The organism is Rhodopseudomonas sp. BR0M22, assembly GCF_010907035.1.
In the GTDB taxonomy this organism is placed as follows: Bacteria; Pseudomonadota; Alphaproteobacteria; order Rhizobiales; family Xanthobacteraceae; genus Rhodopseudomonas.
In genome coordinates this window covers 16,064-39,174 of record NZ_QUMK01000016.1, presented here as the reverse complement: position 1 = coordinate 39,174, position 23,111 = coordinate 16,064, and the positions used below count along the sequence as shown (strand labels likewise).

Annotated in this window: 18 protein-coding genes; 13 read left to right on the top strand and 5 right to left on the bottom strand. The window is 66.4% G+C overall.

What is annotated here, in order from left to right; translation table 11 throughout:
- Window positions 1-42: 42 nt before the first annotated feature.
- Together murC and murB are read left to right on the top strand one after the other, a co-directional pair.
- Window positions 43-1,446: a UDP-N-acetylmuramate--L-alanine ligase gene (murC, locus tag DY468_RS07245; protein WP_164603762.1), complete on the top strand. Its 1,404-nt coding sequence runs from the start codon at window positions 43-45 to the stop codon at window positions 1,444-1,446.
- Window positions 1,447-1,582: 136 nt separating this feature from the next.
- Window positions 1,583-2,512 carry a UDP-N-acetylmuramate dehydrogenase gene (gene murB, locus DY468_RS07240; protein ID WP_164603761.1) on the top strand — a complete coding sequence of 310 codons (930 nt, stop codon included), beginning with the start codon at window positions 1,583-1,585 and terminating at the stop codon, window positions 2,510-2,512.
- An 8-nt stretch (window positions 2,513-2,520) separates the two neighbouring features.
- Here murB and DY468_RS07235 read toward each other — a convergent pair whose 3' ends face one another.
- Window positions 2,521-3,324, bottom strand: coding sequence for a bestrophin-like domain (locus DY468_RS07235; protein ID WP_164603759.1), 804 nt, complete (start codon window positions 3,322-3,324; stop codon window positions 2,521-2,523).
- A gap of 226 nt (window positions 3,325-3,550) precedes the next feature.
- Between DY468_RS07235 and DY468_RS07230 the strand changes: the two genes are divergently transcribed.
- The 8 genes from DY468_RS07230 (at window position 3,551) to recN (ending at window position 14,621) form a co-directional block, all read left to right on the top strand.
- The gene (locus tag DY468_RS07230) at window positions 3,551-4,879 is read left to right on the top strand and encodes a glycosyltransferase family 87 protein (RefSeq protein WP_164603757.1); all 1,329 of its coding nucleotides are present in this window, start codon (window positions 3,551-3,553) and stop codon (window positions 4,877-4,879) included.
- Window positions 4,880-4,985: 106 nt separating this feature from the next.
- On the top strand, window positions 4,986-5,975 hold the full coding sequence (locus DY468_RS07225; RefSeq protein ID WP_164603755.1) for a D-alanine--D-alanine ligase family protein: 990 nt from the start codon (window positions 4,986-4,988) through the stop codon (window positions 5,973-5,975).
- 317 nt (window positions 5,976-6,292) lie between these two features.
- Entirely contained in the window at window positions 6,293-7,282 is a 990-nt protein-coding gene (locus DY468_RS07220; RefSeq protein ID WP_164603753.1) for a cell division protein FtsQ/DivIB, read from the top strand.
- The gene (gene ftsA, locus DY468_RS07215; protein ID WP_164603751.1) at window positions 7,279-8,601 is read left to right on the top strand and encodes a cell division protein FtsA; all 1,323 of its coding nucleotides are present in this window, start codon (window positions 7,279-7,281) and stop codon (window positions 8,599-8,601) included. Before DY468_RS07220 ends, ftsA begins: the two co-directional genes overlap by 4 nt.
- A 93-nt stretch (window positions 8,602-8,694) precedes the next feature.
- Entirely contained in the window at window positions 8,695-10,476 is a 1,782-nt protein-coding gene (gene ftsZ, locus DY468_RS07210; protein ID WP_164603749.1) for a cell division protein FtsZ, read from the top strand.
- 346 nt (window positions 10,477-10,822) lie between these two features.
- On the top strand, window positions 10,823-11,785 hold the full coding sequence (lpxC, locus tag DY468_RS07205; protein WP_164603747.1) for a UDP-3-O-acyl-N-acetylglucosamine deacetylase: 963 nt from the start codon (window positions 10,823-10,825) through the stop codon (window positions 11,783-11,785).
- Window positions 11,786-12,014: 229 nt separating this feature from the next.
- Window positions 12,015-12,923 (top strand): outer membrane protein assembly factor BamD, encoded by a 909-nt coding sequence (locus tag DY468_RS07200; protein WP_164603745.1) that lies wholly within the window; start codon window positions 12,015-12,017, stop codon window positions 12,921-12,923.
- A gap of 12 nt (window positions 12,924-12,935) precedes the next feature.
- Window positions 12,936-14,621 carry a DNA repair protein RecN gene (recN, locus tag DY468_RS07195; protein WP_164603743.1) on the top strand — a complete coding sequence of 562 codons (1,686 nt, stop codon included), beginning with the start codon at window positions 12,936-12,938 and terminating at the stop codon, window positions 14,619-14,621.
- A gap of 154 nt (window positions 14,622-14,775) precedes the next feature.
- Here recN and DY468_RS07190 read toward each other — a convergent pair whose 3' ends face one another.
- Window positions 14,776-15,063: a GIY-YIG nuclease family protein gene (locus DY468_RS07190; protein WP_164603741.1), complete on the bottom strand. Its 288-nt coding sequence runs from the start codon at window positions 15,061-15,063 to the stop codon at window positions 14,776-14,778.
- A gap of 146 nt (window positions 15,064-15,209) precedes the next feature.
- Here DY468_RS07190 and ligA point away from each other — a divergent pair, with 146 nt between their 5' ends.
- The gene (gene ligA / locus DY468_RS07185) at window positions 15,210-17,357 is read left to right on the top strand and encodes an NAD-dependent DNA ligase LigA (RefSeq protein WP_164603739.1); all 2,148 of its coding nucleotides are present in this window, start codon (window positions 15,210-15,212) and stop codon (window positions 17,355-17,357) included.
- Between the two features lie 164 nt (window positions 17,358-17,521).
- Here ligA and DY468_RS07180 read toward each other — a convergent pair whose 3' ends face one another.
- Together DY468_RS07180 and DY468_RS07175 are read right to left on the bottom strand one after the other, a co-directional pair.
- The gene (locus DY468_RS07180; RefSeq protein WP_164603738.1) at window positions 17,522-18,811 is read right to left on the bottom strand and encodes a multidrug effflux MFS transporter; all 1,290 of its coding nucleotides are present in this window, start codon (window positions 18,809-18,811) and stop codon (window positions 17,522-17,524) included.
- A 381-nt stretch (window positions 18,812-19,192) separates the two neighbouring features.
- Window positions 19,193-21,022: an aminopeptidase P family protein gene (locus tag DY468_RS07175; protein ID WP_164603736.1), complete on the bottom strand. Its 1,830-nt coding sequence runs from the start codon at window positions 21,020-21,022 to the stop codon at window positions 19,193-19,195.
- 192 nt (window positions 21,023-21,214) lie between these two features.
- On the opposite strand from DY468_RS07175, the gene DY468_RS07170 reads away from it, so the two are divergent.
- A complete protein-coding gene (locus DY468_RS07170; protein WP_164603734.1) occupies window positions 21,215-21,409 on the top strand; it encodes a hypothetical protein in 195 nt (64 codons plus the stop codon).
- Window positions 21,410-21,440: 31 nt separating this feature from the next.
- Here DY468_RS07170 and DY468_RS07165 read toward each other — a convergent pair whose 3' ends face one another.
- On the bottom strand, window positions 21,441-22,331 hold the full coding sequence (locus DY468_RS07165; RefSeq protein WP_164603733.1) for a 50S ribosomal protein L11 methyltransferase: 891 nt from the start codon (window positions 22,329-22,331) through the stop codon (window positions 21,441-21,443).
- 451 nt (window positions 22,332-22,782) lie between these two features.
- Between DY468_RS07165 and DY468_RS07160 the strand changes: the two genes are divergently transcribed.
- Window positions 22,783-23,085 (top strand): hypothetical protein, encoded by a 303-nt coding sequence (locus DY468_RS07160; protein ID WP_164603732.1) that lies wholly within the window; start codon window positions 22,783-22,785, stop codon window positions 23,083-23,085.
- Window positions 23,086-23,111 lie beyond the last annotated feature (26 nt).

The window sequence follows — 23,111 nt, the reverse complement described above, 5'->3', positions numbered from 1 at the left end:
GGCAAATCCGGGGCGCGACCATCAACGATAGAGACCCTCCCCATGAGATTGCCGCGTCATATCGGACCCATCCACTTCGTCGGGATCGGCGGCATCGGCATGAGCGGCATCGCCGAGGTGCTGTGCAATCTCGGCTACACCGTGCAGGGCTCCGACGCATCCGAAAGCGCCAACGTCAACCGGCTGCGCGAAAAGGGCATCCAGATTCACGTCGGCCACCAGGCCGACAACATCAAGGGCGCCGACGTGCTGGTGGTGTCGACCGCGATCAAGCGCGACAACCCGGAACTGCTGGCGGCGCGCGCCCAACGCATCCCGGTGGTGCGGCGCGCCGAAATGCTGGCCGAGCTGATGCGGCTGAAGAGCTGCGTTGCGATCGCCGGCACCCACGGCAAGACCACCACGACCTCGATGGTCGCCGCGCTGCTCGATGCCGGCGAACTCGATCCGACCGTCATCAATGGCGGCATCATCAACGCCTACGGCACCAATGCGCGGCTCGGCGCCGGCGACTGGATGGTGGTGGAGGCCGACGAGAGCGACGGCACCTTCCTCAAGCTGCCGGCGGATGTGGCGATCGTCACCAATGTCGACCCCGAACATCTCGATCACTTCAAGACCTTCGAGGCGGTGCAGGACGCGTTCCGCAACTTCGTCGAGAACGTGCCGTTCTACGGCTTCGCCGTGATGTGCATCGATCATCCGGTGGTGCAGACGCTGGTCGGCAAGATCGAAGACCGCCGCATCATTACTTACGGCGAAAACCCGCAGGCCGATGCGCGGCTGCTCGATCTGACGCCGTCGGGCGGCGGCTCGAGCTTCAAAGTTGCGTTCCGCGATCGCAAGGCTGGCACCGCGCACGAGATCGCCGATCTGATGCTGCCGATGCCTGGCCGGCACAACGCGCTCAACGCCACCGCGGCGATTGCCGTGGCGCACGAATTGGGGCTCTCCGACGACACCATCCGCAAGGCGCTGGCGGCGTTCGGCGGCGTGCGCCGCCGTTTCACCAAGACCGGCGAATGGAACGGCGTCACCATCATCGACGATTACGGCCATCACCCGGTCGAGATCGCCGCAGTGCTGAAGGCGGCGCGGCAATCGACCTCCGGCAAGGTGATCGCCGTGGTGCAGCCGCATCGCTACACCCGGCTGCAGTCGCTGTTCGAAGAGTTCTGCACCTGCTTCAACGATGCGGATGCGGTGATCGTCGCCGATGTCTATCCGGCCGGCGAGGCGCCGATCGAAGGCGTCGACCGCGATCACTTCGTGCTCGGCCTGCGCGCCCACGGCCACCGCGAAGTGCATCCGCTGCAGGATTCCGCTTCGCTCGCCGGTGTCGTCGCCGGCCTCGCGCACAGCGGCGACTACGTGGTCTGCTTAGGTGCCGGCAACATCACCCAATGGGCCTACGCACTGCCCGGCGAATTGAAGGCGCTGGGCTGATGGTCGTGGCGCTGCGTGGCGCGGATGGCTGGGAGCAGGGCGGCCATGGACTGTTGGCTGTGCGGTCGGCAGTACCACCTCTCAACCCGTCATGGCCGGGCTCGTCCCGGGTACCCACGTCTTTGGCGGTGAACGTATGAGTTTTCCCGATCTCACGTCTGAGCTGAAAGCCGCGATGCCGGAGTTGCGCGGCCGGTTGCTCGGCAACGAGCCGCTGGCGCCGCTTACCTGGTTTCGTGTCGGTGGGCCGGCGCAGGTGCTGTTCACGCCGGCCGACGAGGACGATCTCGGCTACTTCCTGTCGCGCCTGCCGGCCGAGATTCCGGTGCTGTGCCTCGGGCTCGGCTCCAATCTGATCGTGCGCGACGGCGGCCTGCCGGGTGTCGCGATCCGGCTGTCGCCGCGCGGATTCGGCGAGCACCGTGTCGAGGGCGAAGTGGTGCATGCCGGTGCGGCCGCGCTCGACAAGCGCGTCGCCGAGACCGCCGCCGCAGCGCAGCTCGGCGGCCTCGAGTTCTACTACGGCATTCCCGGATCGATCGGTGGCGCGCTGCGGATGAATGCCGGCGCCAACGGCCGCGAGACCAAAGACGTGCTGATCGACGCAACCGCCTACGACCGCAGCGGCGCGCGCAAACTGTTCGACAACGCCGCGATGCAGTTCTCGTATCGCCACAGCGGCGCCGATCCTGCGCTGATCTTCACCTCGGCGCGGCTGCGCGGCACCCCCGCGACGCCGGACCACATCCGCGCCAAGATGAACGAGGTGCAGGCGCATCGCGAATTGGCGCAGCCGATCCGCGAGAAGACCGGCGGGTCGACCTTCAAGAATCCGCCCGGCCACAGTGCATGGCGATTGATCGACGCTGCCGGCTGCCGCGGCTTGCGCGTCGGAGGCGCGCAGGTCTCGGAGATGCACTGTAACTTCCTGATCAATGTCGGCGACGCCACCGCCGCCGACATCGAGACGCTCGGCGAGACCGTTCGCGCCCGCGTCAAGGCGCAGTCCGGCATCGAGCTGCAATGGGAAATCAAGCGGATCGGCGTCGGCCCTGCGCAGGGCTGAGCCGCTTGTTACTTCGGCGGCGGACCGGTCGGCAGCTCGGGCGTATCCGGTAACGACAAAACGTGCTCGAGCGGCAGCGGCGATACCCGGAAGATGCCGCTGAACGGATCCTCCTGCAACGCGATCAGGCCGAGCGCCACGATCGCTGCAGTGGCGAATACCGACAGTGCTGCGGCCATCGGGCGCGGCTTGTCGAGATGCACCAGCGCGAGTGCAACCTGGGTAACGACACCGAGGATCAGCACCGAAATCCATTTCAGGTCGCTGGTACGGTCGGTCGATAGGCTGATGCGGGTGTTGCGTGCGGTGCCGACCCGTACCGCCGAACTCAACAGGGCGACGTGGACGGCCGCACCGGAATCGCGGGTGATTGCCGGCGCGCTGATTTCGGTGAGCATCTTGTCGTAGGCGAGGCTGGTCGGCGGCGCGGCCATCCCATTCACCGTCGGCCATTCGTTCTTCAGCACCGAGTCGGCATAGCCCTTCAGGGCGATACGAATGTTGCGCATGTCGGATACGGCCGCGACGCTGAGCGTATAGACGTTCTGCAGTTCCCCGGCCTCGGTCTGGACCGCGCGTGTCGCCTGCCGATTCCGTTCGGCCACATCGTAGCCGAGGAAGCCGGTCAGCAGGCCGAACAACACCGCCACCGACGAAAAGAACGGTGCGACCACGCCTTGAAATTTCGCGATCGGTCCGCGCAGCGGCGAGGCGAATACCACCGCCATCAGCAGCGCCGCCACGCCGTAATACAGCAACGCCAGCGTTGCGAAGGTCCCTGAGGGTGGGAGGTCGAGCCAAGGCTGGATCATTTGTTTCTCTTCATGTCGCCGCAACGGATCGAAACATAACCGCTGCGAATCGTCGAACGGCCAATTGAATTTGTTCGATCTCGGCCGAACATGGCGGTTTTCGCCGTTATCGTCCACGGCGGCGCGCGAGGGGTTTGGCTGCTCTGCGCGTATCGAAGGTGAACCGTCACGGTTCCGCCCGAGGCGCCTGCCACGTCCTTCCTGGACAAAGTTGGAGTATCCCGCCTTGCCATCGCAATTCGCGCCCCGCTGGCGGGCTCTGAGCTGGCACGAAATCCTGCTGATCGCCGTCGTTGCGGTGTCGCTGTGCGTCTATCTTCCGATCGTGGTGCGGCGCTCCGTGGTGCACGGATTCGGCGACGTTCAGGTGTTCTTCCGCGCCGGCTGGGCGGTGTGGACCGGCTATCCGTTGTATCAGGTCGCCGATCATCACGGCTGGACCTATCACTATCCTCCGACCTTCGCGCTGCTGATGGGGCTGTTCGCCTATCCGCTCGAAGGCTTCTCCAAACCGGACTGGGCCCTGTCGCTCCCGGTTTCGGTCGGCGTTTGGTACGCCATCAGTGCGCTGGCGATGCTCGCTGCACTGAATTTGTGGGCCAAGGGACTGCAATGCTTCGCGCCGCAACCGCTCGATCAGGTCGGTTGGAACGGCTGGTGGTTGTTGCGGCTCGGGCCGCTGTTGGCCCTGCTGCCGTTCTTCGGCGATGGCCTTGGGCGCGGACAACTGAGCGCGGTGGTGCTGCTGACCATGGTGGCGTTCCTGGTGCTGTATGTACGTGGCCGCATCTACATGGCCGCCTGCGCGCTGGCGATCGGCTTCACCATCAAGCTCTTCCCGCTGGCACTGCTGATCTTCCCGGTGCTGCGAGGCGACTTCCGTACCGTGCTCGCCACGGCGGGCTTCAGTGCGGTGTTCCTGTTCGTGGTGCCGATGCTGTGCCTGGGGCCGTCCGAAGTGGTGACGCTGTACAGCGCGATGTGGACCGAGCATCTCAGCGGCATCATGACCGGCGTGCCGAATCCGAAGATCGCCGACGAGATCACCTTCACCTCCTACGACATGCTCAGCATCGGTGCGATGCTGGCGCGGATCGCAGCCGGCGGCCTGCCGGCGACCGACACGCTGCCGCGCTTCGCTACCGCCGGGCAGCTCGGGTTCGATGCAGTGTTTCTGATCGCGTTGGTGTGGATCGGCCATGGCCGGTTCTGGCGGCTCAACGGCCCGCAGCCGCAGCCGTCCGAAGCGCTGCTGATCGGCGGCGCGATCCTTGCTGCGGCGTTGCCGGTGATGCTGTCGGTGTCGCAACCGAACTATGTCGCCTTCGCAGCGCCGCTGGTTGCCGTGGTGCAGCTCGAAGCGTGGCGGCGAGCAGGGCGGGTCGGCATCGTGCCGGCGCTGGTTGCCTGGGCGGGCGTGATGTGGTTCGGCATGATCGCCACCGAAGGCGGCGTATGGGAGCCGCTGCAGGTAATCGGCCTGGTGACGCCGGCGCTGATCGTTCTGCTGATCTGGGGCCTGGCCTGTCTGCGACGCGCCGCCGCGCCGACATAAGGCTGCTTCTCCGAATCGTCCGAATCGGCAAAATGGTGCCGCGCGCCGGCCCGCGGGACGCAGCATTTGTCTTCGACTTCAGCAGGGACCACGCGGCGGATCGATCATGCGACACACCATTTTGTTCGGCGGCACCAGCAAAGAGCGTCTGGTGTCGGTCGCTTCGGCGCAGGCGCTGCACAATGCGCTGCCGGACGCCGATCTGTGGTTCTGGAACGACGACAACAGCGTCCATGCCGTTTCGGCGCAGGCGCTGCTGGCGCACGCGCGGCCGTTTGAAGAAGCGTTCGTGCCGGCCGGCGGACTGATCGGCCCGCTCGAAGCTGCGCTCGATCGCGCCGCAACGGAGCAGCGGTTGCTGGTGCTCGGGCTGCACGGCGGCGCCGCAGAGAACGGCGAATTGCAGGCGATGTGCGAACTGCGCCGCGTGCCGTTCACCGGTTCGGGCGCGGCAGCGTCGCATCTGGCGTTCGACAAGGTCGCCGCCAAGCGTTTCGCCGCGATCGCCGGCATCCGCACGGTGACCGGGGTCGCGCTCGCCGATGCCGAGGCGGCGCTCCAGGAGCATGGCAGGCTGATCGCCAAGCCGACCCGCGACGGTTCGAGCTACGGACTGTTCTTCATCAACGCCAGGCAGGACCTGGTGGCGGTCCGCAATGCGTCCAAGACCGAAGACTATCTGATCGAGCCGTTCGTCGCAGGGATCGAGGCGACCTGCGGCGTGCTCGAGGCCGAAGACGGCTCGCTGTCCGCGCTGCCGCCGATCGAGATTGTCCCGGCGGACGGCGGCTTCGATTACACGGCGAAATATCTCGCCAAGTCCACCCAGGAGATTTGCCCCGGCCGGTTCGCCCCTGAGGTCGCGGCAGAGATCATGGATTTCGCCGTGCGGGCGCACCGGGTGATGTCGTGCCGCGGCTACTCGCGCTCCGACTTCATCGTCGGCAAAGACGGTCCGATTTTCCTGGAGACCAACACGTTGCCGGGGCTGACCAAGGCTTCGCTCTATCCCAAGGCTTTGAACGCACAGGGGATCCCTTTCGTCGACTTCCTGCACGGCCAAATCGCTCTCGCTGAGCGCGCGCTACGGAACTGAGCGGGCGCGGCCGGTTCCCTCCGGAAGGGGTGTCAGAAAAGCCGCGATTTCGCCGCAAATCCTTCTCAGGACGCAACAAATTCGGTTCTGCGCAGGCCTGCTTTACGATTTGTTTACCAGGAGGGCCGAAGGTTAACGCTGGCGGCGCATCCTGGCGCTCGGCTGTCGTGGCGTAAGCCGGGCGGAGCAGTTTTCTTCCGTTTCGGTCTCACATTGCAACAGACGGTCCGGCCCGCGGTCGGGTCCGGAACCACCGAGACGTCACTTGCGCGATTGCCCGAAGTAGGCGCGGGCGCAACGTGTAACGAGCTCTTGCAATGGACGGTGGAGGGCGCCTCGCCCGGTCGTCGAGACTGTCGAGGCTTCAGTCTGACCTGAAAGCGGTCTCCCTTGCGGTGGCAGCGCTGCTGCGTGAACGTCGTTCGCGCAAGAAGCAGGTGCGGCCGCAGGCTCTGGTGCGGCCCGAGCCGCAGCGCGGTGTGATCGCCGTGCTGGAGCGTTGGCTGCCGCGTCGGGTTGGAGTGGCTTTCACCGCGTTGATCCTGCTCGGCAGCGCCGGCATGGGGATCGTCAAAGGCGGTCATGTCGATGAATTCGTCCAGGCGCTCGACGATACCCGCAACGGCGCCGCCAATCTCGCCGGATTTCGTATCAAGCAGGTCGCGATCAGCGGTCGTAAGCAGCTCACCCAGGACGAGATCCTTGCGATCGGCGGCATCACGGGACGCTCGTCGCTGCTGTTTCTCGACGCCGGCGCGGTGCGCGACAAGCTGAAGGCGAACCCGTGGATCGCCGACGCGACCGTATTGAAATTCTATCCGGGCGAATTGCAGATCGACATCACCGAGCGCACCGCGTTCGCGCGCTGGCAGCTCGATGGCCACATGTCGGTGATCGCCGACGACGGTGCTGTACTCGAACCCTATGTGGCGCGCCGGTTTCTGTCGCTGCCGCTGGTGGTGGGGAAGGGCGCCGGCGAACGTGCCAAGGATTTCATCGCGCTGCTGAAGCGCTACCCGCAGGTATGGTCGCAGACCCGCGCCATCGCCCTGGTCGGCGAGCGGCGCTGGAACGTCTGGTTCACCAGCGGCCTCGTCATCAGGATGCCCGAGCACGATGTCGGCAATGCGCTGACGCTGCTCAGCCAGCTCGATCAGAGCGACAAGCTGTTCTCGCGCGACATCACCGCGATCGATATGCGGCTGCCGGACCGTTTGACGGTGCGGCTGTCGGACGCCGCCTTCAAGGCGCGCGAAGAGCAGTTCAGCAAAGACAAGAAAATCAAGAAGAAGGCTGGTGACGCGTGACCGTCTTCGATCGCACTCAGACGCCGAAGACCCGGCCGATGCCGCCACATCGCACTGCGATGGTGGCGTCGCTCGATATCGGGACCAGTAAGATCGCCTGCATGATCGCGCGGCTGAAGCCGTGTCCGCCGCAGGAGGCGCTGCGCGGCCGGACTCATGCCATCGAACTCGTCGGCTACAGCCAGATCCAGTCGCGCGGCGTCAAGGCCGGCGCCGTGGTCGACATGGCCGAGTGCGAGAAGGCGATCCGCCACGCCGTCGCGCTCGCCGAACGGATGGCGAAGGTGCGGGTGGAATCCGTTCTGCTGTCGGTCTCCGCCGGCCGGCTGCAGGGCCAACTGATCGAGGCTGCCTCGGACATCAGGGGCGGGGCCGTCACCGCCGAAGACATCAGCCGCGTCACTTCGACCGGCATGCATCACGCCACCGGCATCGGCCGCGCCGTGCTGCATGCGCTGCCGGTCGGCTACACGCTCGACGGCGTCAAGGGCATCCGCGATCCGCGCGGCATGGTGGCGCGCCAGTTCGGCGTCGACATGAACGTGGTGACCACCGACGCCACCGTCGCCAAAAACCTGATGCTTGCAGTCGAGCGCTGCCACCTCGAAGTCGAGGCGATGGCCGCGAGCCCTTATGTCGCCGGCCTGTCGATGCTCACCGACGACGAACTCGATCTCGGCGCCGCACTGGTCGAGATGGGGGCTGGTACCACGACGATCGCGATCTATTCCGGCGGACGCTTCGTCCACGCATCCGGATTTGCGGTCGGCGGGCATCACATCACGATGGATCTGGCGCGCGGATTGGGTGCGTGCATTGCGGATGCCGAGCGAATCAAGACGTTATATGGCACGGTGCTAACTGGCGGTTCCGATGCGCGCGAGTTGATGTCGATCCCGGCCGCCGGGGACGAGCGGGATGGCCCGCAAGTGATCTCCCGCGCCACGATCGCGAACATCATCCGGCATCGGGCCGAGGAGATTTTTGAAATGGTCAGGGACCGGCTGGCGGATTCGCCGTTCGCAGCAGAGCCCCGGGCGCGGGTGGTGCTCAGCGGCGGCGCGTCGCAGCTCACCGGCGTGCCCGAGCTCGCCACGCGGATTCTCGGCCGTTCGGTGCGGGTCGGCCGGCCGCTCGGTGTCGGCCGTCTGCCGAACGAAGCCAAGAGCGGATCGTTCGCGGTTCCGACCGGCCTGCTGGTGTATCCGCAATACGCCCATCTCGAGCACATCGAGCCCCGCCACACCCGCCACATTCGAGCCGATGCCCATGCCGGTTACTTCGGCAAAGTCGGCCGTTGGCTGCGCGAGGGCTTTTGATGACTCTTTTCCGCCCCCTTCCGCCATCACAGATCGTCCAGGCCAGTTGCCGGGGACTTCACGAACCAACGCGCGCGTAATCGAGAGGCAATCATGACCATCAATCTCAACGTCCCGGACATTCGCGAGCTGCGGCCCCGGATCACCGTGTTCGGCGTCGGTGGCGCCGGCGGCAACGCGGTCAACAACATGATCACGGCCGGGCTCGACGGCGTTGACTTTGTGGTCGCCAACACCGACGCGCAGGCGTTGACGATGTCGAAGGCGCAGCGCCTGATCCAGATGGGCACGCAAGTGACTCAGGGGCTGGGCGCCGGCTCGCAGCCGGACGTCGGCTCGGCCGCCGCCCAGGAAGTCATCGACGAAATTCGCGACCACCTCTCGGGCGCCAATATGGTTTTCGTCACCGCCGGCATGGGCGGCGGCACCGGCACCGGCGCCGCGCCGGTGATCGCCAAGGCCGCGCGCGAGATGGGTATACTGACCGTCGGCGTGGTGACCAAGCCGTTCCACTTCGAAGGCGCGCGCCGGATGCGCACCGCTGAGAGCGGCATCACCGAGCTGCACAAGGTGGTCGACACTCTTCTGATCATCCCGAACCAGAACCTGTTCCGGGTCGCGAACGAAAAGACCACCTTCGCCGACGCGTTCGCGATGGCCGACCAGGTGCTGTATTCGGGCGTTGCCTGCATCACCGACCTGATGGTCAAGGAAGGACTGATCAACCTCGACTTCGCCGACGTCCGCGCCGTGATGCGCGAGATGGGCAAGGCGATGATGGGCACCGGTGAAGCCTCCGGCGAGAAGCGCGCGCTGACCGCCGCCGAAGCCGCAATCGCCAATCCGCTGATCGACGATTCCTCGATGAAGGGCGCACGTGGCCTGTTGATCTCGATCACCGGCGGCAAGGATCTGACGCTGTTCGAAGTCGACGAAGCCGCAACCCGAATTCGCGAAGAGGTCGATCAGGACGCCAACATCATCGTCGGCGCGACCTTCGACGAGAGCCTCGACGGCATCATCCGCGTGTCGGTGGTCGCCACCGGCATCGAGCAGGCGCAGTTGTCGCGCAACGCCGGCACCCCGGCGGCTGCGCCGACGAGTGCGGTGGGAAACGATAGCCGCTTGGCCGAGCTGACGGCCAAGCTGCGGGCAGACAATCAGCGGATCGCCGAAGCCGCCGCGATGCGCGCCGCCCAGGCCTCCGCTGCTCCGGTCGCCGCTGCCGCCGAATCGGCTCCGCGCCAGGCCGCCAATGTCGAGCGCGCTGCGCTCGCCGCGATCGCCGCCGCCGTCGGCAACGAACCGATGCCGCAGGCCGAGACCCCGGTTCAGCCGGCGTCTTACGGCGACGTCACCGTCCGCCCGATCCCGCAGAAGCCGTCGCTGTTCCCGGATCCGGAACAATCGCGTGCCGTGGCCGAAGAGCCGACCGCGCCGGAAGCCTTCGTGCCGCCGGCGGCCGACCGCGCCGCAATGCGTCCGCCGCGGATGCCGCGGTTCGATGAACTGCCGGTGCCTGCCCAGAACGAAATTCGCCAGGCCCGCGGCGACGCCGAAGACGATCACCCGCAGAAGAATCGGCTGTCGCTGCTGCAGCGTCTCGCCAACGGCCTCGGCCGCCGCGAGGACGAGCCGGTCGAAGCGCCGGCGATGGCTGCCCGCCACGGCGGTCCGCAGATGCCGCCGCTGCCGGATCGCCGGCCGCAGCGCAGCGTCGCCGAGCAGATGGGTAAGGAACCGGTGTCTGAGTACGCCAAGCGCCAGGCGCCCCAGGGTCTCGATATCCACGGCCGCCCGGCACCTGTTGCTCCCGCGCCACAGGGCGACGACCATCTCGATATCCCCGCCTTCCTGCGGCGGCAGGCGACCTGAAACAATGTCTGAAATCTGACGTGATCCAGGGCCTCGGCGAACCGCCGGGGCCCTTTTTTGTGGCAAGCCTCGGTTCTGGTCTCTGCCGTCTAAGTTACTGAAATATCGTCAGATTGCGACTTTAGGCGAATTTTAAGAAAAGCCGTGACGATCACGATTGATGTCGAATTCGATCGCGGGGCGGCGGTAATACGGCGGAGTTGGGGTAACAATCCGTAAAAAAGCGTGAGTTGGCGCGATTTGGGGCAGTGCTATGGTCAATCACGACTTGGGGACGCACAGAGCGAGTCGTCCGGCCGCTGAGACTGGACCGATTTCCGCACTGCGTCAGTGGGACACTTTACTTATGAAGTTCAGCCGGCAAACCACGCTGCGTTCGCAAGCCACGGTGACGGGCGTAGGTGTTCATTCGGGCCGTCCTGTGACTCTGACGTTGGGACCCGCAGACATCGATGCGGGTTTTCTTTTTGTCCGGACCGGACTTGATGGCGCCGATCGCGAGATCAAGGCGACGTCGAAATCGGTGGTCGCCACCGAGCTGGCCACGGTTCTGGGCGACAGCGACGGGCCGCTCGTTTCCACCGCCGAACACGTCCTCTCCGCGCTGCGCGGCATGGGCATCGACAACGCCACGATCGAAGTCGACGGCCCCGAAGTTCCGATCATGGACGGCAGCGCTGCTCCGTTCGTTGCCGCCATCGATCAGGCCGGCCTTCGCGAGCAGACCGCACCCCGCCGGTATCTCCAGGTTCTGAAGCCGGTGTCCGCTGCTATCGGCGAATCGTTCGGCGAATTCCGCCCCTATGCGTCCGGCTTCCGCGTCGAAGTCGAAATCGACTTCACCAACCCGCAGATCGGCAAGCAGAAATACGCGCTCGCGGTCGAGCCGGAGATGTTCCGCCGCGAAGTTTCGCGCGCCCGCACCTTCGGCCGGATGAGCGATGTCGCCCGGCTTTGGAAAATGGGCTACGCGCTCGGCGCCTCGTTCGAAAACTCGGTGGTGTTCGACGAAGACCGTCTGCTGAATCCGGAAGGCCTGCGCTTTTCCGACGAATGCGCCCGCCACAAGGCGCTTGATGCGATCGGCGACCTTGCGCTCGCCGGCCTGCCGATCCTCGGCGCCTATCGCTCGGTGCGCGGCGGCCACAAGCTCAACCACACCGCGCTCACCGCTCTGCTGGCTGATCGCAGCGCCTGGCGGGTGATCGAAGCCGAGCCGGCGCGCCGCGCGGTGCGTGGTCACGCCGAGGCCGTCACCGGTCTGGTCGGCGGCATGGTGGCTCCGGCCTACGGCCCGGACGTGTCCTGAACGCAACAGGCGCGCGCTGCTTTTCCACATCGTTGCCGCCGGTTAACCGATTGGGCCGGCCGCCTTATTCCCGGCGAATTGGCTGCTTACCCGGTTGGTGAAGTCGCCTTTTTCGGCTAAACAGCCGTCGGTTGCTTTCGCGCTTCCGGCGCAGGTCGATGGCTGCAGGCCACCGCGGCCTTGGTCGAATGCCGGGGCACACCGTTCTCCATTGGTCGGGTTGGAATTGATGTCGGTACAGCGGATCGCGCTCGGACTGCGGAACGGGGAAACTTCGCGCAGGGGCGATCGCCTGCGGCGCGGCCTTCCGATGATCTTCAGTCTGCTGGCGCTGTCGCTGCCGCTCGGTGGCTGCGGCACTGGCGCGATCTGGGACAAGTTCCTGGCCAAAGACGACAAGATGATCGATGAGCCGGCGGACAAGCTCTACAACGAGGGCTTGTACTTGATGAACAAGGACAAGGACACCAAGGGCGCCGCCAAGAAGTTCGAGGAAGTCGACCGCCAGCACCCGTATTCGGATTGGGCGCGCAAATCGCTGCTGATGTCCGCCTACGCTTATTATCAGGCCGGCGACTACGACAGCTGCATCGGCGCCGCCACCCGCTACGTCACGCTGCATCCCGGCAGCCCCGACGCGGCTTATGCGCAGTATCTGATCGCGGCGTCGAATTACGACCAGATCCCGGACATCTCGCGCGACCAGGGCCGCACCGAAAAGGCGATCGCGGCGCTCGAAGAGGTGATCCGCAAATATCCGACCTCCGAATACGCCACCAGCGCCAAGCAGAAGCTGGAAGGCGCCCGCGACCAGCTCGCCGGCAAGGAGATGGATATCGGTCGCTATTACATGAGCAAGCGCGACTATGCCGCGGCGATCAACCGCTTCAAGACCGTGGTGACGCGCTACCAGACCACCCGCCACGTCGAAGAGGCGCTGGCGCGGCTGACCGAGGCCTATATGGCGATCGGTATCGTCGGCGAGGCGCAGACCGCCGCCGCCGTGCTTGGCCACAATTTTCCTGACAGCAAGTGGTACAAAGACGCCTACACTCTTGTAAAGTCGGGTGGACTCGAACCGACCGAGAACAAGGGCTCCTGGATCTCTAGGTCGTTCAAGAAACTCGGCCTCGGATAGGACCTGTCTCTCATGCTGGCGCGCCTTTCGATCCGCGATATCGTGTTGATCGAGCGGCTCGACATCGAATTTTCACGTGGCCTTGCAGTGCTGACCGGCGAAACCGGCGCCGGCAAATCGATTCTGCTCGATGCCTTTGCACTGGCGCTTGGCGGTCGGGGCGATGCCGCGCTGGTCCGCCACGGCGCCGAGCATGGGCAGGTCACCGCCAGTTTCGATGTCGCCAAAACCCATCCGGCGTTCGCGATTCTCAAAGCCAACGGCCTCGACGACCGTGAGGTCGATGAATCCGGCGAACTGATCCTGCGCCGCGTCCAGCTCGCCGACGGCCGTACCCGCGCTTTCATCAACGACCAGTCGGTCAGCGTGCAGACCCTGAAAGCGGTCGGCGCGACGCTGGTGGAGATTCACGGTCAGCACGACGAGCGGGCGCTGGTCGATGCGGCGACGCATCGCCGCCTGCTCGACGCCTTCGCCGGACTCGACAAGGACGTCGCCGCGCTGGAGACGCTGTGGGACGGCCGCCGCACCGCGCGCGCCGCGCTCGACGCCCACCGCGCCGGGATGGAGCGCGCCGCGCGCGAGGCCGATTATCTGCGCCATGCCGCCGACGAGCTGAAGCAGCTCGCGCCGCAGGACGGCGAGGAGACCTCGCTGGCCGAGCGCCGCGCCACCATGATGCAGGGCGAGAAGATCGCAGCCGATTTGCGCGAGGCGCAGGAGGCGGTCGGCGGGCATCATTCGCCGGTGGCTTCGCTCGCCGCCGCGGTGCGCCGGCTGGAGCGCCGCGCCGGCTCCGCGCCGCAGCTGGTCGAGCCGGCGGTGAAAGCAATCGACGCCGCCATCAATGCGCTGGAGGAGGCCGACCAGCTCCTCAATGCGGCGCTCGCGGCGGCCGATTTCGACCCCTTGGAGCTGGAGCGGATCGAGGAGCGGCTGTTCGCGCTGCGCGCCGCCGCCCGCAAGTATTCGACGCCGGTGGATTCGCTCGCCGCGCTGGCGGCGCAATACGTCGCCGACGTCGCGCTGATCGATGCCGGCGCCGATCGGCTCGTCGTGCTGGAGAAGGCCGCGGCCGAGGCCGACGCCCGCTATGATGCGGCGGCGGCGAAGCTGTCGGCCGCGCGCACCAAGGCGGCCGACAAGCTCAACAAGGCGGTCGGCGCCGAGCTCGCGCCCCTCAAGCTCGAACGCGCCAAGTTCATGACCCAGGTCGAGGCCGATGCGGCGGCTCCAGGGCCGCAGGGCATCGACCGCGTCGAATTCTGGGTGCAGACCAATCCGGGCACGCGGCCGGGCCCGCTGATGAAGGTCGCCTCCGGCGGCGAGCTGTCGCGCTTCCTGCTGGCGCTGAAGGTGGTGCTGTCCGACAAGGGCTCGGCACCGACCCTGGTGTTCGACGAGATCGATACCGGCGTCGGCGGCGCGGTCGCCGATGCGATCGGAGCCCGGCTGGCGCGGCTCGCCTCCAAGGTCCAGGTGATGGCCGTGACCCACGCCCCCCAGGTCGCCGCCCGCGCCGACCAGCACCTCTTGATCTCGAAAGCCGCCCTCGACAAGGGCAAACGCGTCGCCACCCGCGTCGCCGCGCTGGAACTAGACCACCGCCGCGAAGAAATCGCGCGGATGCTGGCAGGCGCGGAGATCACCGCAGAGGCGAGGGCGGCCGCGGACCGGCTGATCAAGGCGGCGGGGTAGGGGGGCTCCTCCCAGTGGCAGAGATTCCGGGTTCGCGAGCTTTCGCTCGCGCCCCGGAATGACTCGCTGAGGGGCCGTTTCTCAACACGCCGTCATTCCGGGGCGCGCGCAGCGCGAACCCGGAATCCCGAGGTTCAGGGCACCCGGCCCCGGCCTATCGCACGATCGTCTCGAACAGATCCTCCCAGCCCGGATTGTCCCGCTCGATCAACGCCACTTTCCAGGCGCGCCGCCACTTCTTGATCTCCTTTTCCCGGGTGATTGCGGAGATCGGGTCGTCGTGGATTTCGAACCACACCAGTCTGGCGATGTTGTATTTCGAGGTGAAACCCGGCACGGCTTTGGTGCGATGCTCGTAGACCCGGCGGACGAGGTCGTTGGTGACGCCGACATACAGCGCACCGTCTTTCCGGCTGGCGACTAGGTAGACATAATAGGCCACCGGCGCCTCGCGCGCGGCGAGATTCCGGGTTCGCTTGCGTGCCGCAAGCGCCCCGGAATGACTCGCGGTGAACTCAGTAAGTTAGCCCCAAGGTCATTCCGGGGCGCGAGCGTGAGCTCGCGAACCCGGAATCTCAAGTGCGAAAAATGACTGTGAAGAAAAATCCCGCCCCCGACATTGCCACCCTCACCAAATCGAAAGCCAAGGTGGAGCTGATGCGGCTTCGCCTCGTGATCGAGGGCCACGACAAAGCGTACTATCAGGACGACGCGCCCAAGATTTCGGATGCTGACTATGACGCCTTGCGCCGCCGGCTGGAGGCGATCGAGCAGAAGTTTCCCGAACTGGTGAGCGGGGATTCGCCGACACAGACCGTCGGCGCGGCGCCGGCGCGCGGCTTCGCCAAGGTTCAGCACGCGGTGCCGATGCTGTCGCTCGGCAACGCCTTCGCGGACGACGAGGTCACCGAATTCGCCCTGCGCGTGCAGCGATTTCTCAAGCTCGACGACGTGCCGGCGATCGTTGCCGAGCCCAAGATCGACGGCCTGTCGCTGTCGCTGCGCTATGAGCATGGCGAGCTGGTGCGCGCGGCGACGCGCGGTGACGGCTTCACCGGCGAGGACGTCACCGCCAATGTCCGCACCATCGCCGACGTGCCGAACATGCTGAAGGGCAAGCACATCCCCGCTGCCTGCGAGCTGCGCGGCGAGGTCTATATGCTGAAGCAGGACTTCCTCGCGCTGAACAAGCGCCAGGAGGAGGCCGGCGAGACCGTGTTCGCCAATCCGCGCAACTCCGCCGCCGGCTCGCTGCGGCAGAAGGACGTGGAGGTCACCCGGTCGCGCCCCCTGAAGTTCTTCGCCTATGCGTGGGGCGAGATGAGCGACTATCCGATGGAGGAGCCGACCCAGCACAAGATGCTGCAATGGCTCGATCACGCCGGCTTCGTCGTCAATCCCGAGATCACGCTGTGCCACAGCGTCGAGGATGCGCTCGCGTTCTATCGCCGGATCGGCGACAAGCGCGCGTCGCTGCCCTATGACATCGACGGCGTGGTCTACAAGGTCGACCGGCTCGACTATCAGGAACGCCTCGGCTTCGTGTCGCGCAGTCCGCGCTGGGCGATCGCGCACAAATTTGCCGCCGAGCAGGCGACGACCGTGCTGGAGAAGATCGATATCCAGGTCGGCCGCACCGGCGCGATGACGCCGGTGGCGCGGCTGCAACCCGTGACGGTCGGCGGCGTCGTGGTGCAGAACGCGACGCTGCACAACGAGGACTACATCAAGGGCATCGGCAACGACGGCGAGCCGATCCGCGATGGTGTCGACATCCGCGAAGGCGACACCGTGGTGGTGCAGCGCGCCGGCGACGTGATTCCGCAGATCGTCAGCGTGGTGATGGAGAAGCGGCCGGAGTCCGCCGAACCGTATCACTTCCCGCATAAGTGCCCGGTGTGCGGCAGCCACGCGGTGCGCGAAGAGGGCGAGGCGGTGTGGCGCTGCACCGGCGCGCTGATCTGCCCGGCGCAGGCGGTAGAGCGGCTGAAGCACTTCGTCTCGCGGCTCGCCTTCGACATCGACGGGCTCGGCGAAAAGCAGATCGAGCTGTTCCACGAGCGCGGCTGGGTGCAGGAGCCGGCCGACATCTTCACGCTGAAAGCCCGCAATGCCGAGCTGAAGCTCGAACAGCTCGAAGGCTATGGCGAGACCTCGGTGCGCAACCTGTTCGCCGCAATCGATGCGCGGCGCACGATCGAGCTGCACCGGCTGATCTTCGCGCTCGGCATCCGCCATGTCGGCGAGGGCAACGCCAAGCTGTTGGCGCGGCATTACGGCACGCAGGATGCGTTCCTCAGCGCGATGCGCGCCGCCGCCGACGCCCAGACCGAGCAAGGCAACACGTCGGAGGCCTATCAGGATCTCGACAACATCGCCGGCATCGGCGACGTGGTGGCGGAAGCGGTGGTCGAGTTCTTCGCCGAGGAGCGCAACATCAAGGCGCTCGATGCGCTGCTGGCCGAACTCACCGATGTGCTGCCGGCCGAGCAGGCACGGCGCGACACGGCGGTCGCCGGCAAGACCGTGGTGTTCACTGGCTCGCTCTCGAAATTCACCCGCGACGAAGCCAAGGCCGCGGCGGAGCGATTGGGGGCCAAGGTGGCCGGCTCGGTGTCGAAGAAGACCGACTACGTCGTCGCCGGCGAAGATGCCGGTTCGAAGCTGACCAAGGCGAAAGACCTCGGCGTCACCGTGCTGACCGAAGACGAGTGGCTGGCGCTGATCGGAAACTGACCCCGTCATTCCGGGGCGCGCGGAACGCGCGAACCCGGAATCTCGAGGTGTTCTGCCGATCGACATTCCGGGTTCGCTCACTTCGTGAGCGCCCCGGAATGACTCGTTGGGGCGCTTCGATGTGAACGCGTGAGCCTCTGGGATGACGGTGAAGGATCGCCGATCTACACCAGCGTCTCTTCTTCCGCCTTTTCGATCAGTTCCTCGGTCGCGATCAGATTGCGGCGCGGCACCAGGAAGATCATCGCCGAGGCGCAGGCGAGTGCCGTTCCGAAGATCGCGATGTTGAGCGGCAACGGCGTGGCGAAATGGCCGCCTAGCCAGGCGCCGGCCTGTGAGCACAGCGAGCCGAACCCGAATTGGGTGAAGCCCATCAGACCGGATGCGGTCCCAGCGGCCTGCGGGCGGATGCTGATCGCGCCGGCGGCAGCATTGGCCATTACCGCGGCGTTGCCGAACATGATGATCATGTGGGTGCCGAACAGCCAGCTCGGCACCTGATTCCAGCCGAGGATGCCCCACGCCAGATTGAGCAGCGCGCCGACGATCTGCAAGCTGAGCCCGAACCAGATCAGCCGGTCGAGCGAATGCCGCGGCGAGAACTTCACGCAGAACACGTTGCCCATCAGATAGGCGAAGCCGGAGCTGGCGAACCATGCGCCGTACTCGGCGCTGCTGCGGCCCATCTGCGTCACCACGACGTAGGGGCCGCCGCCGGCGAAGATGAAGATGATCGCCGACGCCAGCACCTGGCACAGCACGTAGCCGATGAAGGCGCGGCTGCCGAACAGGCTGCGCAGGTCGGTGCGGAAGCCGCCGCGCTGCGCGGCCGGCGCGCCGCTGCGGCGGCTCGTTTCCGGCAGCGCCAGCGTGATCGCGGCGGCGACGACGACCGCTCCGGCGGTGACGGCGTAGAAGATCGCGCGCCAGCCGAACGCGGTTTCGATCACGCCGCCGGCGAGCGGGCTCAGCATCTGCGCGATCATCATCACGGCGATCACGAGACTGAGCATGCCGCCGACGCGGTCGCGGCTGTAGAGATCGCGGATGATGGCGCGGCTGATCACCATGCCGGACGCGCCGCCGAGCGCCTGCAGGAAGCGCAGGGCGATCAGTTGCGGCAGGGTCTGCGCGAAGATGCAGCCGATGCTGGCGGCGACCATCAGCGCCAGCCCGCCTAGCAGCACCGGGCGGCGGCCGAAACGGTCGGACAACGGCCCCATGATCAGCTGCGAGCAGGCCAGCCCGACCATGTAGAGCGACACGGTCATCTGCGCGACCGAGATGTCGCTGGAAAAATCGCTCGCCAGCACGGGGAGCGCCGGCACGAAGATGTACAGCGCGATCGGCGCCGCACCGTTCATCAGCACCAGCAGCAGGAGCAGCAGCTTCGACGGCGGCAGGTCGCGCCGGCTGGCGTCGATCGTTGCGTATCTGCCGACGATTCCGTGCATGCGAGAGCGGTTCCCGACGGGCCTGCCGTGGCGAAGGATGTGAGCTGGTGAAACGACTGTAGCCTGCCAGGGCAATGCTAACAGGCGGTTTTTCGGCATAAGGCTATGCGGAAGGCGGGCGAGGGGCTGCTGGTCGTCGGGCCGCACAGGCCTCGGATCGGTGTCATTCGCGCGCAGACTCTCAACCTGTCATTCCGGGGCGCGTGCGCAGAAACTCTCGCGTGTCATTCCGGGGCGCCGCGCAGCGGCGAACCCGGAATCTCGAGGTTAGTGTGCGCGACGCAGCTCCAGGCCGTGCCCGCTTCAGATTCCGGGTTCGCGAGCTGGCGCTCGCGCCCCGGAATGACTCGGGGAGAGGGTGGCACTCACCGCTTCAGGCGCTCAGGCCTCCAACGGCGCGGTCGCAGCGTCCAGCCAGAGCTGGGTCGGGCCGTCGAGGTGGGGGCGGACGGTTTCGCGGACGCGGGTGTGGTAGGCGTCGAGCCAGGATCGCTCCTCGGCGCTGAGCATCGCGACGTCGATCAGCCGGCGGTCGATCGGCGCCAGCGTCAGGGCCTCGAAACCGTTCATCGGTTTCTCGGCGCCGTCGATCTGTTTCTCGACCACCAGTTCGAGATTCTCGATGCGGATGCCGTAGCTGTCGGTCTTGTAGTAGCCGGGCTCGTTGGAGAGGATCATGCCGCGCTTCAGCGGCGTGGTGCCGAGCTTGGAGATCCGCGCCGGGCCTTCGTGCACCGACAGATAGCTGCCGACGCCGTGGCCGGTGCCGTGCTCGAAATCGATTCCGGCCTGCCACAGGAACTGCCGCGCCAGCGTGTCGAGCTGCGCGCCGGTGGTGCCGTCGGGAAACACCGCGCGGGCAATCGCGAGGTGGCCGCGCAGCACGCGGGTGAAGCGGTCGCGCATCTCCGCCGTCGGCTCGCCGACCGCGATGGTGCGGGTGACGTCGGTGGTGCCGTCCTGATACTGAGCGCCGGAATCGATCAGCAGCAGATCGCCGGGCTGGATCCGCCGGTTGCTCTTGCGGGTGACGCGATAATGCACGATCGCGCCGTTCGGGCCGGTGCCGGAGATGGTCGGGAACGACACGTCCTTGAGCGCGCCGGTGTCGCGGCGGAACGTCTCCAGCGCTTCGACCGCGTCGATCTCGGTCAGTGTCCCCTTCGGCGCCTCCGCATCGATGAAGGCGAGAAAGCGCACCAGCGCCACCGCGTCGCGGCGATGCGCGGCGCGGGTGCCGTCGATCTCTGCGTTGTTCTTGACGGCCTTGAGCAGCGCGACCGGATCGGCGCCGCGCAGCGGCTTGCCGCCGGCCTCCTTGATCAGCCGGGTCAGCGCATCGGCCGCGGTGGCGCTGTCGAGCGCGATGGTGGCGCCGGTCTTGGCCAGCTCGCGCAGCATCGGCGCCAGAGCGGCGGGCTCGGCGACTTGCGCAGTCTGCTCGAGATGATCGCGGGCGCTGTTCGACAGCTTGCGGCCGTCGATGAAGATGGTGGGGCGGCCGTGCTTCGGCAGCAGCGCGTAGGACAGCGGCAGTGGCGTGTGCGAGACGTCGGCGCCGCGGATGTTGAAGGTCCAGGCCACCGCGTGGGAATCCGACAGCACCAGCGCGTCGGCCTTCAGCCGCGCCAGTTCCTCATTGATGCGGGCGAGCTTGCTGGTCTCGCTCTCGCCGGAAAATTCCATGCCGTGGACGCTGACCGGTCCGAGCGGCGCCGCGGGGCGTTCGCTCCACACCGCATCGACCGGATTGCCATCGACCGCCACCAGCTCGGCGCCGGCCTTGGCGCAGGCGGCCTGCATCCGTTCGACTGCTGAAGATGTGTGCAGCCACGGATCAAATCCGAGGCGATCACCGGCTTTCAGATGCGTCTCGAGCCAGCGTTCCGGCGGCGGCTCGATCAGCGACTCGATGCTCCAGGCGTTGCCGTCGACCTGCTTGGCGGCCTGCAAGGTGTAGCGGCCATCGACGAACAGCGCGGCCTGATCGATCAGCACGTAGGCCAGACCGGCCGATCCGGTGAAGCCGGTGAGCCACGCCAAGCGTTCTTCGGAGGGCGGCACATACTCGTTTTGTTGCTGATCGGCGCGGGGAATTGCAAATCCGGTGAGCTTGCGCCGCAGCAGCTCTTCGCGGAACGCCGACAGCCGCGCGGTGAGCGCGACTCCGATCTCGGGATCCTCGAAGCTCTGGAAATGCGACTCGAACATAGCGGCTGCTCCCTCGACCTGTTGCGCTCGGCGCACGCGATATGCAAAGCTGTGCTTATGGCACGAGTTATGCTTGATTTATCGGGCCTGCAAGAGACGGGCGGTGGCGCGGGGGTGCCGCTGCCAACGCTCCGACAACGCATCCGGGGTCGATCCCGGGAGTGTCTCAACTCAATGACGAGGTGATACACCATGCCTGTTTTCACATTCGAGAAGATTGCTCCGCCGGTTCGTCCGGGCGTTTCCCCGGTCAACGTCGAGCCGAAACAAGAGCCCACGCGCGGCGTGATCGTCCGCATGCTCGACCGCTTCGTTGAACACGCGGTGAAGCGCGGCGCTCCGAAGGGCGACGCCCACAGCCGCTTCCCCGACAAGCCCGCGCGCTGAGCGCTTGGTCCGCGCCGGCTGGCGCCCATCGTCAGAACGTCTTCACCAGCAGCAGGCTGCTCCAGCCTTCGATCACGAGCTGTCGCAGCAGCACGCAGCCGCGGGCCCGATAGGCGGCGATCACGCTCTGCGCCTGCGGCTGCAGCAGTCCCGACAAGATCACCAGCGCGCCCGGCGCCAGGTGCTCGCTCATCGGCTGTGCCAGGGTGCGCAGCGGATTGGCCAGGATGTTCGCCAGCACCAGATCGAACGGCGCGTGCGCGGCGAACACCGGTGAGGCGAAGCCGGTCGCCCATTCGGCCTGAACCAGATTGCCGACGCCGTTGAGCCGCGCGTTCTCGCGCGCGACCGCGACCGACTGCTTGTCGATATCTGTGGCGAGCACGGTGTGACGCAGCGCCTTTGCGGCGGCGATCGCCAGCACGCCGGTGCCGGTGCCGAGGTCGAGCACACGCTGCGGCGGCCCGGCGCGCAGCACCAGGTCGAGCAGCGTCAGGCAGCCGCGGGTGGTGCCGTGATGGCCGGTGCCGAACGCGAGCGCCGCTTCGATCTCGATGCCGAGCTTGTTGGCCGGCACCCGATCACGATCATGACTGCCATGGACGACGAAGCGGCCGGCCGGCACAGGCACCAGCCCTTCCAGGCTCGCCGCGACCCAGTCCTTGGCCGCAACGGTCTCGAGGCTGATCGCTTGCGCGGCCTCGGGTCCGGCGGCCTGCGCCACCAGCTCGCGGATGTGGTCGAGGTTCGGCTGCTCGCCGAAATGCAGCGCGACCTCCCAGCTTCTGTCCGGCCGCTCGAACGCCGCGATCGCCATCTCGGCCTCGTCGAAGCACTCGCCGAGCAGGTCGGTGACGCGGCGGGCGGTGGCCTCGTCGCCGAGCACGAAGCTGGCGCGGACGGTGGGGGCGGGATCAGTCATGGCGGGTCCGAAGGTTGGCGGCGAGAGGCGGCTGAAGCGAAGCATCAACACGGCGTCCACAGCTTCTGCGCCGGAAATGCACAGCTTGTCCATGACTTATGCACGGGGTTGAATCCGGAAGATTCACCGGGTTTCCACAGCCTTCACGCAATTTGTCGACAGACTCGTGCACAGCCTGATGAATACGCGCCAAGTCCATGGGCGCGGGGCAGAAAACGGCTCGCGGAAAGTGAGGTGGACACGCTCGCCACAGGGCGCGATCCGCTTCGCCGCGAAAGACCGCTCCATCCCGCCGCAGCAAGGGAACTGGTTCCATATTCGCTGCGTTTCAAGTTTCGGTTGTGAGGGTCATCGTGTCGCCTTGATCTCTGGCGAATGCGTTCGTGTGCTGAGCCGCAGCTTGAATCACAGCGCCGCCAGCACCCGATCCCAACAGCGAACGTGAGGTGCGATGATCAAGGCCAACGAAGTTCCATTTGCGACCGTCACCCGCCGCCGGGGAATGTCCGCGATTGTAGCCGTTTCAGCCTTGCTCGCACCGGCCGGTGCGCCCTCGGCATTCGCGAACGACAAGGGCGGCGTTACACCCGTGGCTTTTCCAGTCGGCCAGCCGCCCGTTCCGGCAGGCGTCGACTGCGCCACGGTGCGCTACTACGTCAGCGAGCACGGCCGCGCCAAGTCGATCGCCTGGGCGATCAAGAACGGCTACAGCTGGGCCCAGATCGCCGAAGCCAAGCGCTGCCTGCGGGGCTGACGAACGGCCTGCATTGCACCGGCCGT

Coding starts and splice junctions, on each gene's coding strand:
- DY468_RS07175 (WP_164603736.1), bottom strand. CDS start 21,022: ATGTTCGAGTCGCATTTCCAGAGCTTCGAGGATCCCGAGATCGGAGTC.
- DY468_RS07165 (WP_164603733.1), bottom strand. CDS start 22,331: ATGACTGATCCCGCCCCCACCGTCCGCGCCAGCTTCGTGCTCGGCGAC.
- DY468_RS07170 (WP_164603734.1), top strand. CDS start 21,215: ATGCCTGTTTTCACATTCGAGAAGATTGCTCCGCCGGTTCGTCCGGGC.
- recN (WP_164603743.1), top strand. CDS start 12,936: ATGCTGGCGCGCCTTTCGATCCGCGATATCGTGTTGATCGAGCGGCTC.
- ligA (WP_164603739.1), top strand. CDS start 15,210: ATGACTGTGAAGAAAAATCCCGCCCCCGACATTGCCACCCTCACCAAA.
- DY468_RS07225 (WP_164603755.1), top strand. CDS start 4,986: ATGCGACACACCATTTTGTTCGGCGGCACCAGCAAAGAGCGTCTGGTG.
- DY468_RS07235 (WP_164603759.1), bottom strand. CDS start 3,324: ATGATCCAGCCTTGGCTCGACCTCCCACCCTCAGGGACCTTCGCAACG.
- DY468_RS07220 (WP_164603753.1), top strand. CDS start 6,293: ATGGACGGTGGAGGGCGCCTCGCCCGGTCGTCGAGACTGTCGAGGCTT.
- murB (WP_164603761.1), top strand. CDS start 1,583: ATGAGTTTTCCCGATCTCACGTCTGAGCTGAAAGCCGCGATGCCGGAG.
- lpxC (WP_164603747.1), top strand. CDS start 10,823: ATGAAGTTCAGCCGGCAAACCACGCTGCGTTCGCAAGCCACGGTGACG.
- DY468_RS07160 (WP_164603732.1), top strand. CDS start 22,783: ATGATCAAGGCCAACGAAGTTCCATTTGCGACCGTCACCCGCCGCCGG.
- DY468_RS07180 (WP_164603738.1), bottom strand. CDS start 18,811: ATGCACGGAATCGTCGGCAGATACGCAACGATCGACGCCAGCCGGCGC.
- murC (WP_164603762.1), top strand. CDS start 43: ATGAGATTGCCGCGTCATATCGGACCCATCCACTTCGTCGGGATCGGC.
- ftsZ (WP_164603749.1), top strand. CDS start 8,695: ATGACCATCAATCTCAACGTCCCGGACATTCGCGAGCTGCGGCCCCGG.
- DY468_RS07200 (WP_164603745.1), top strand. CDS start 12,015: ATGTCGGTACAGCGGATCGCGCTCGGACTGCGGAACGGGGAAACTTCG.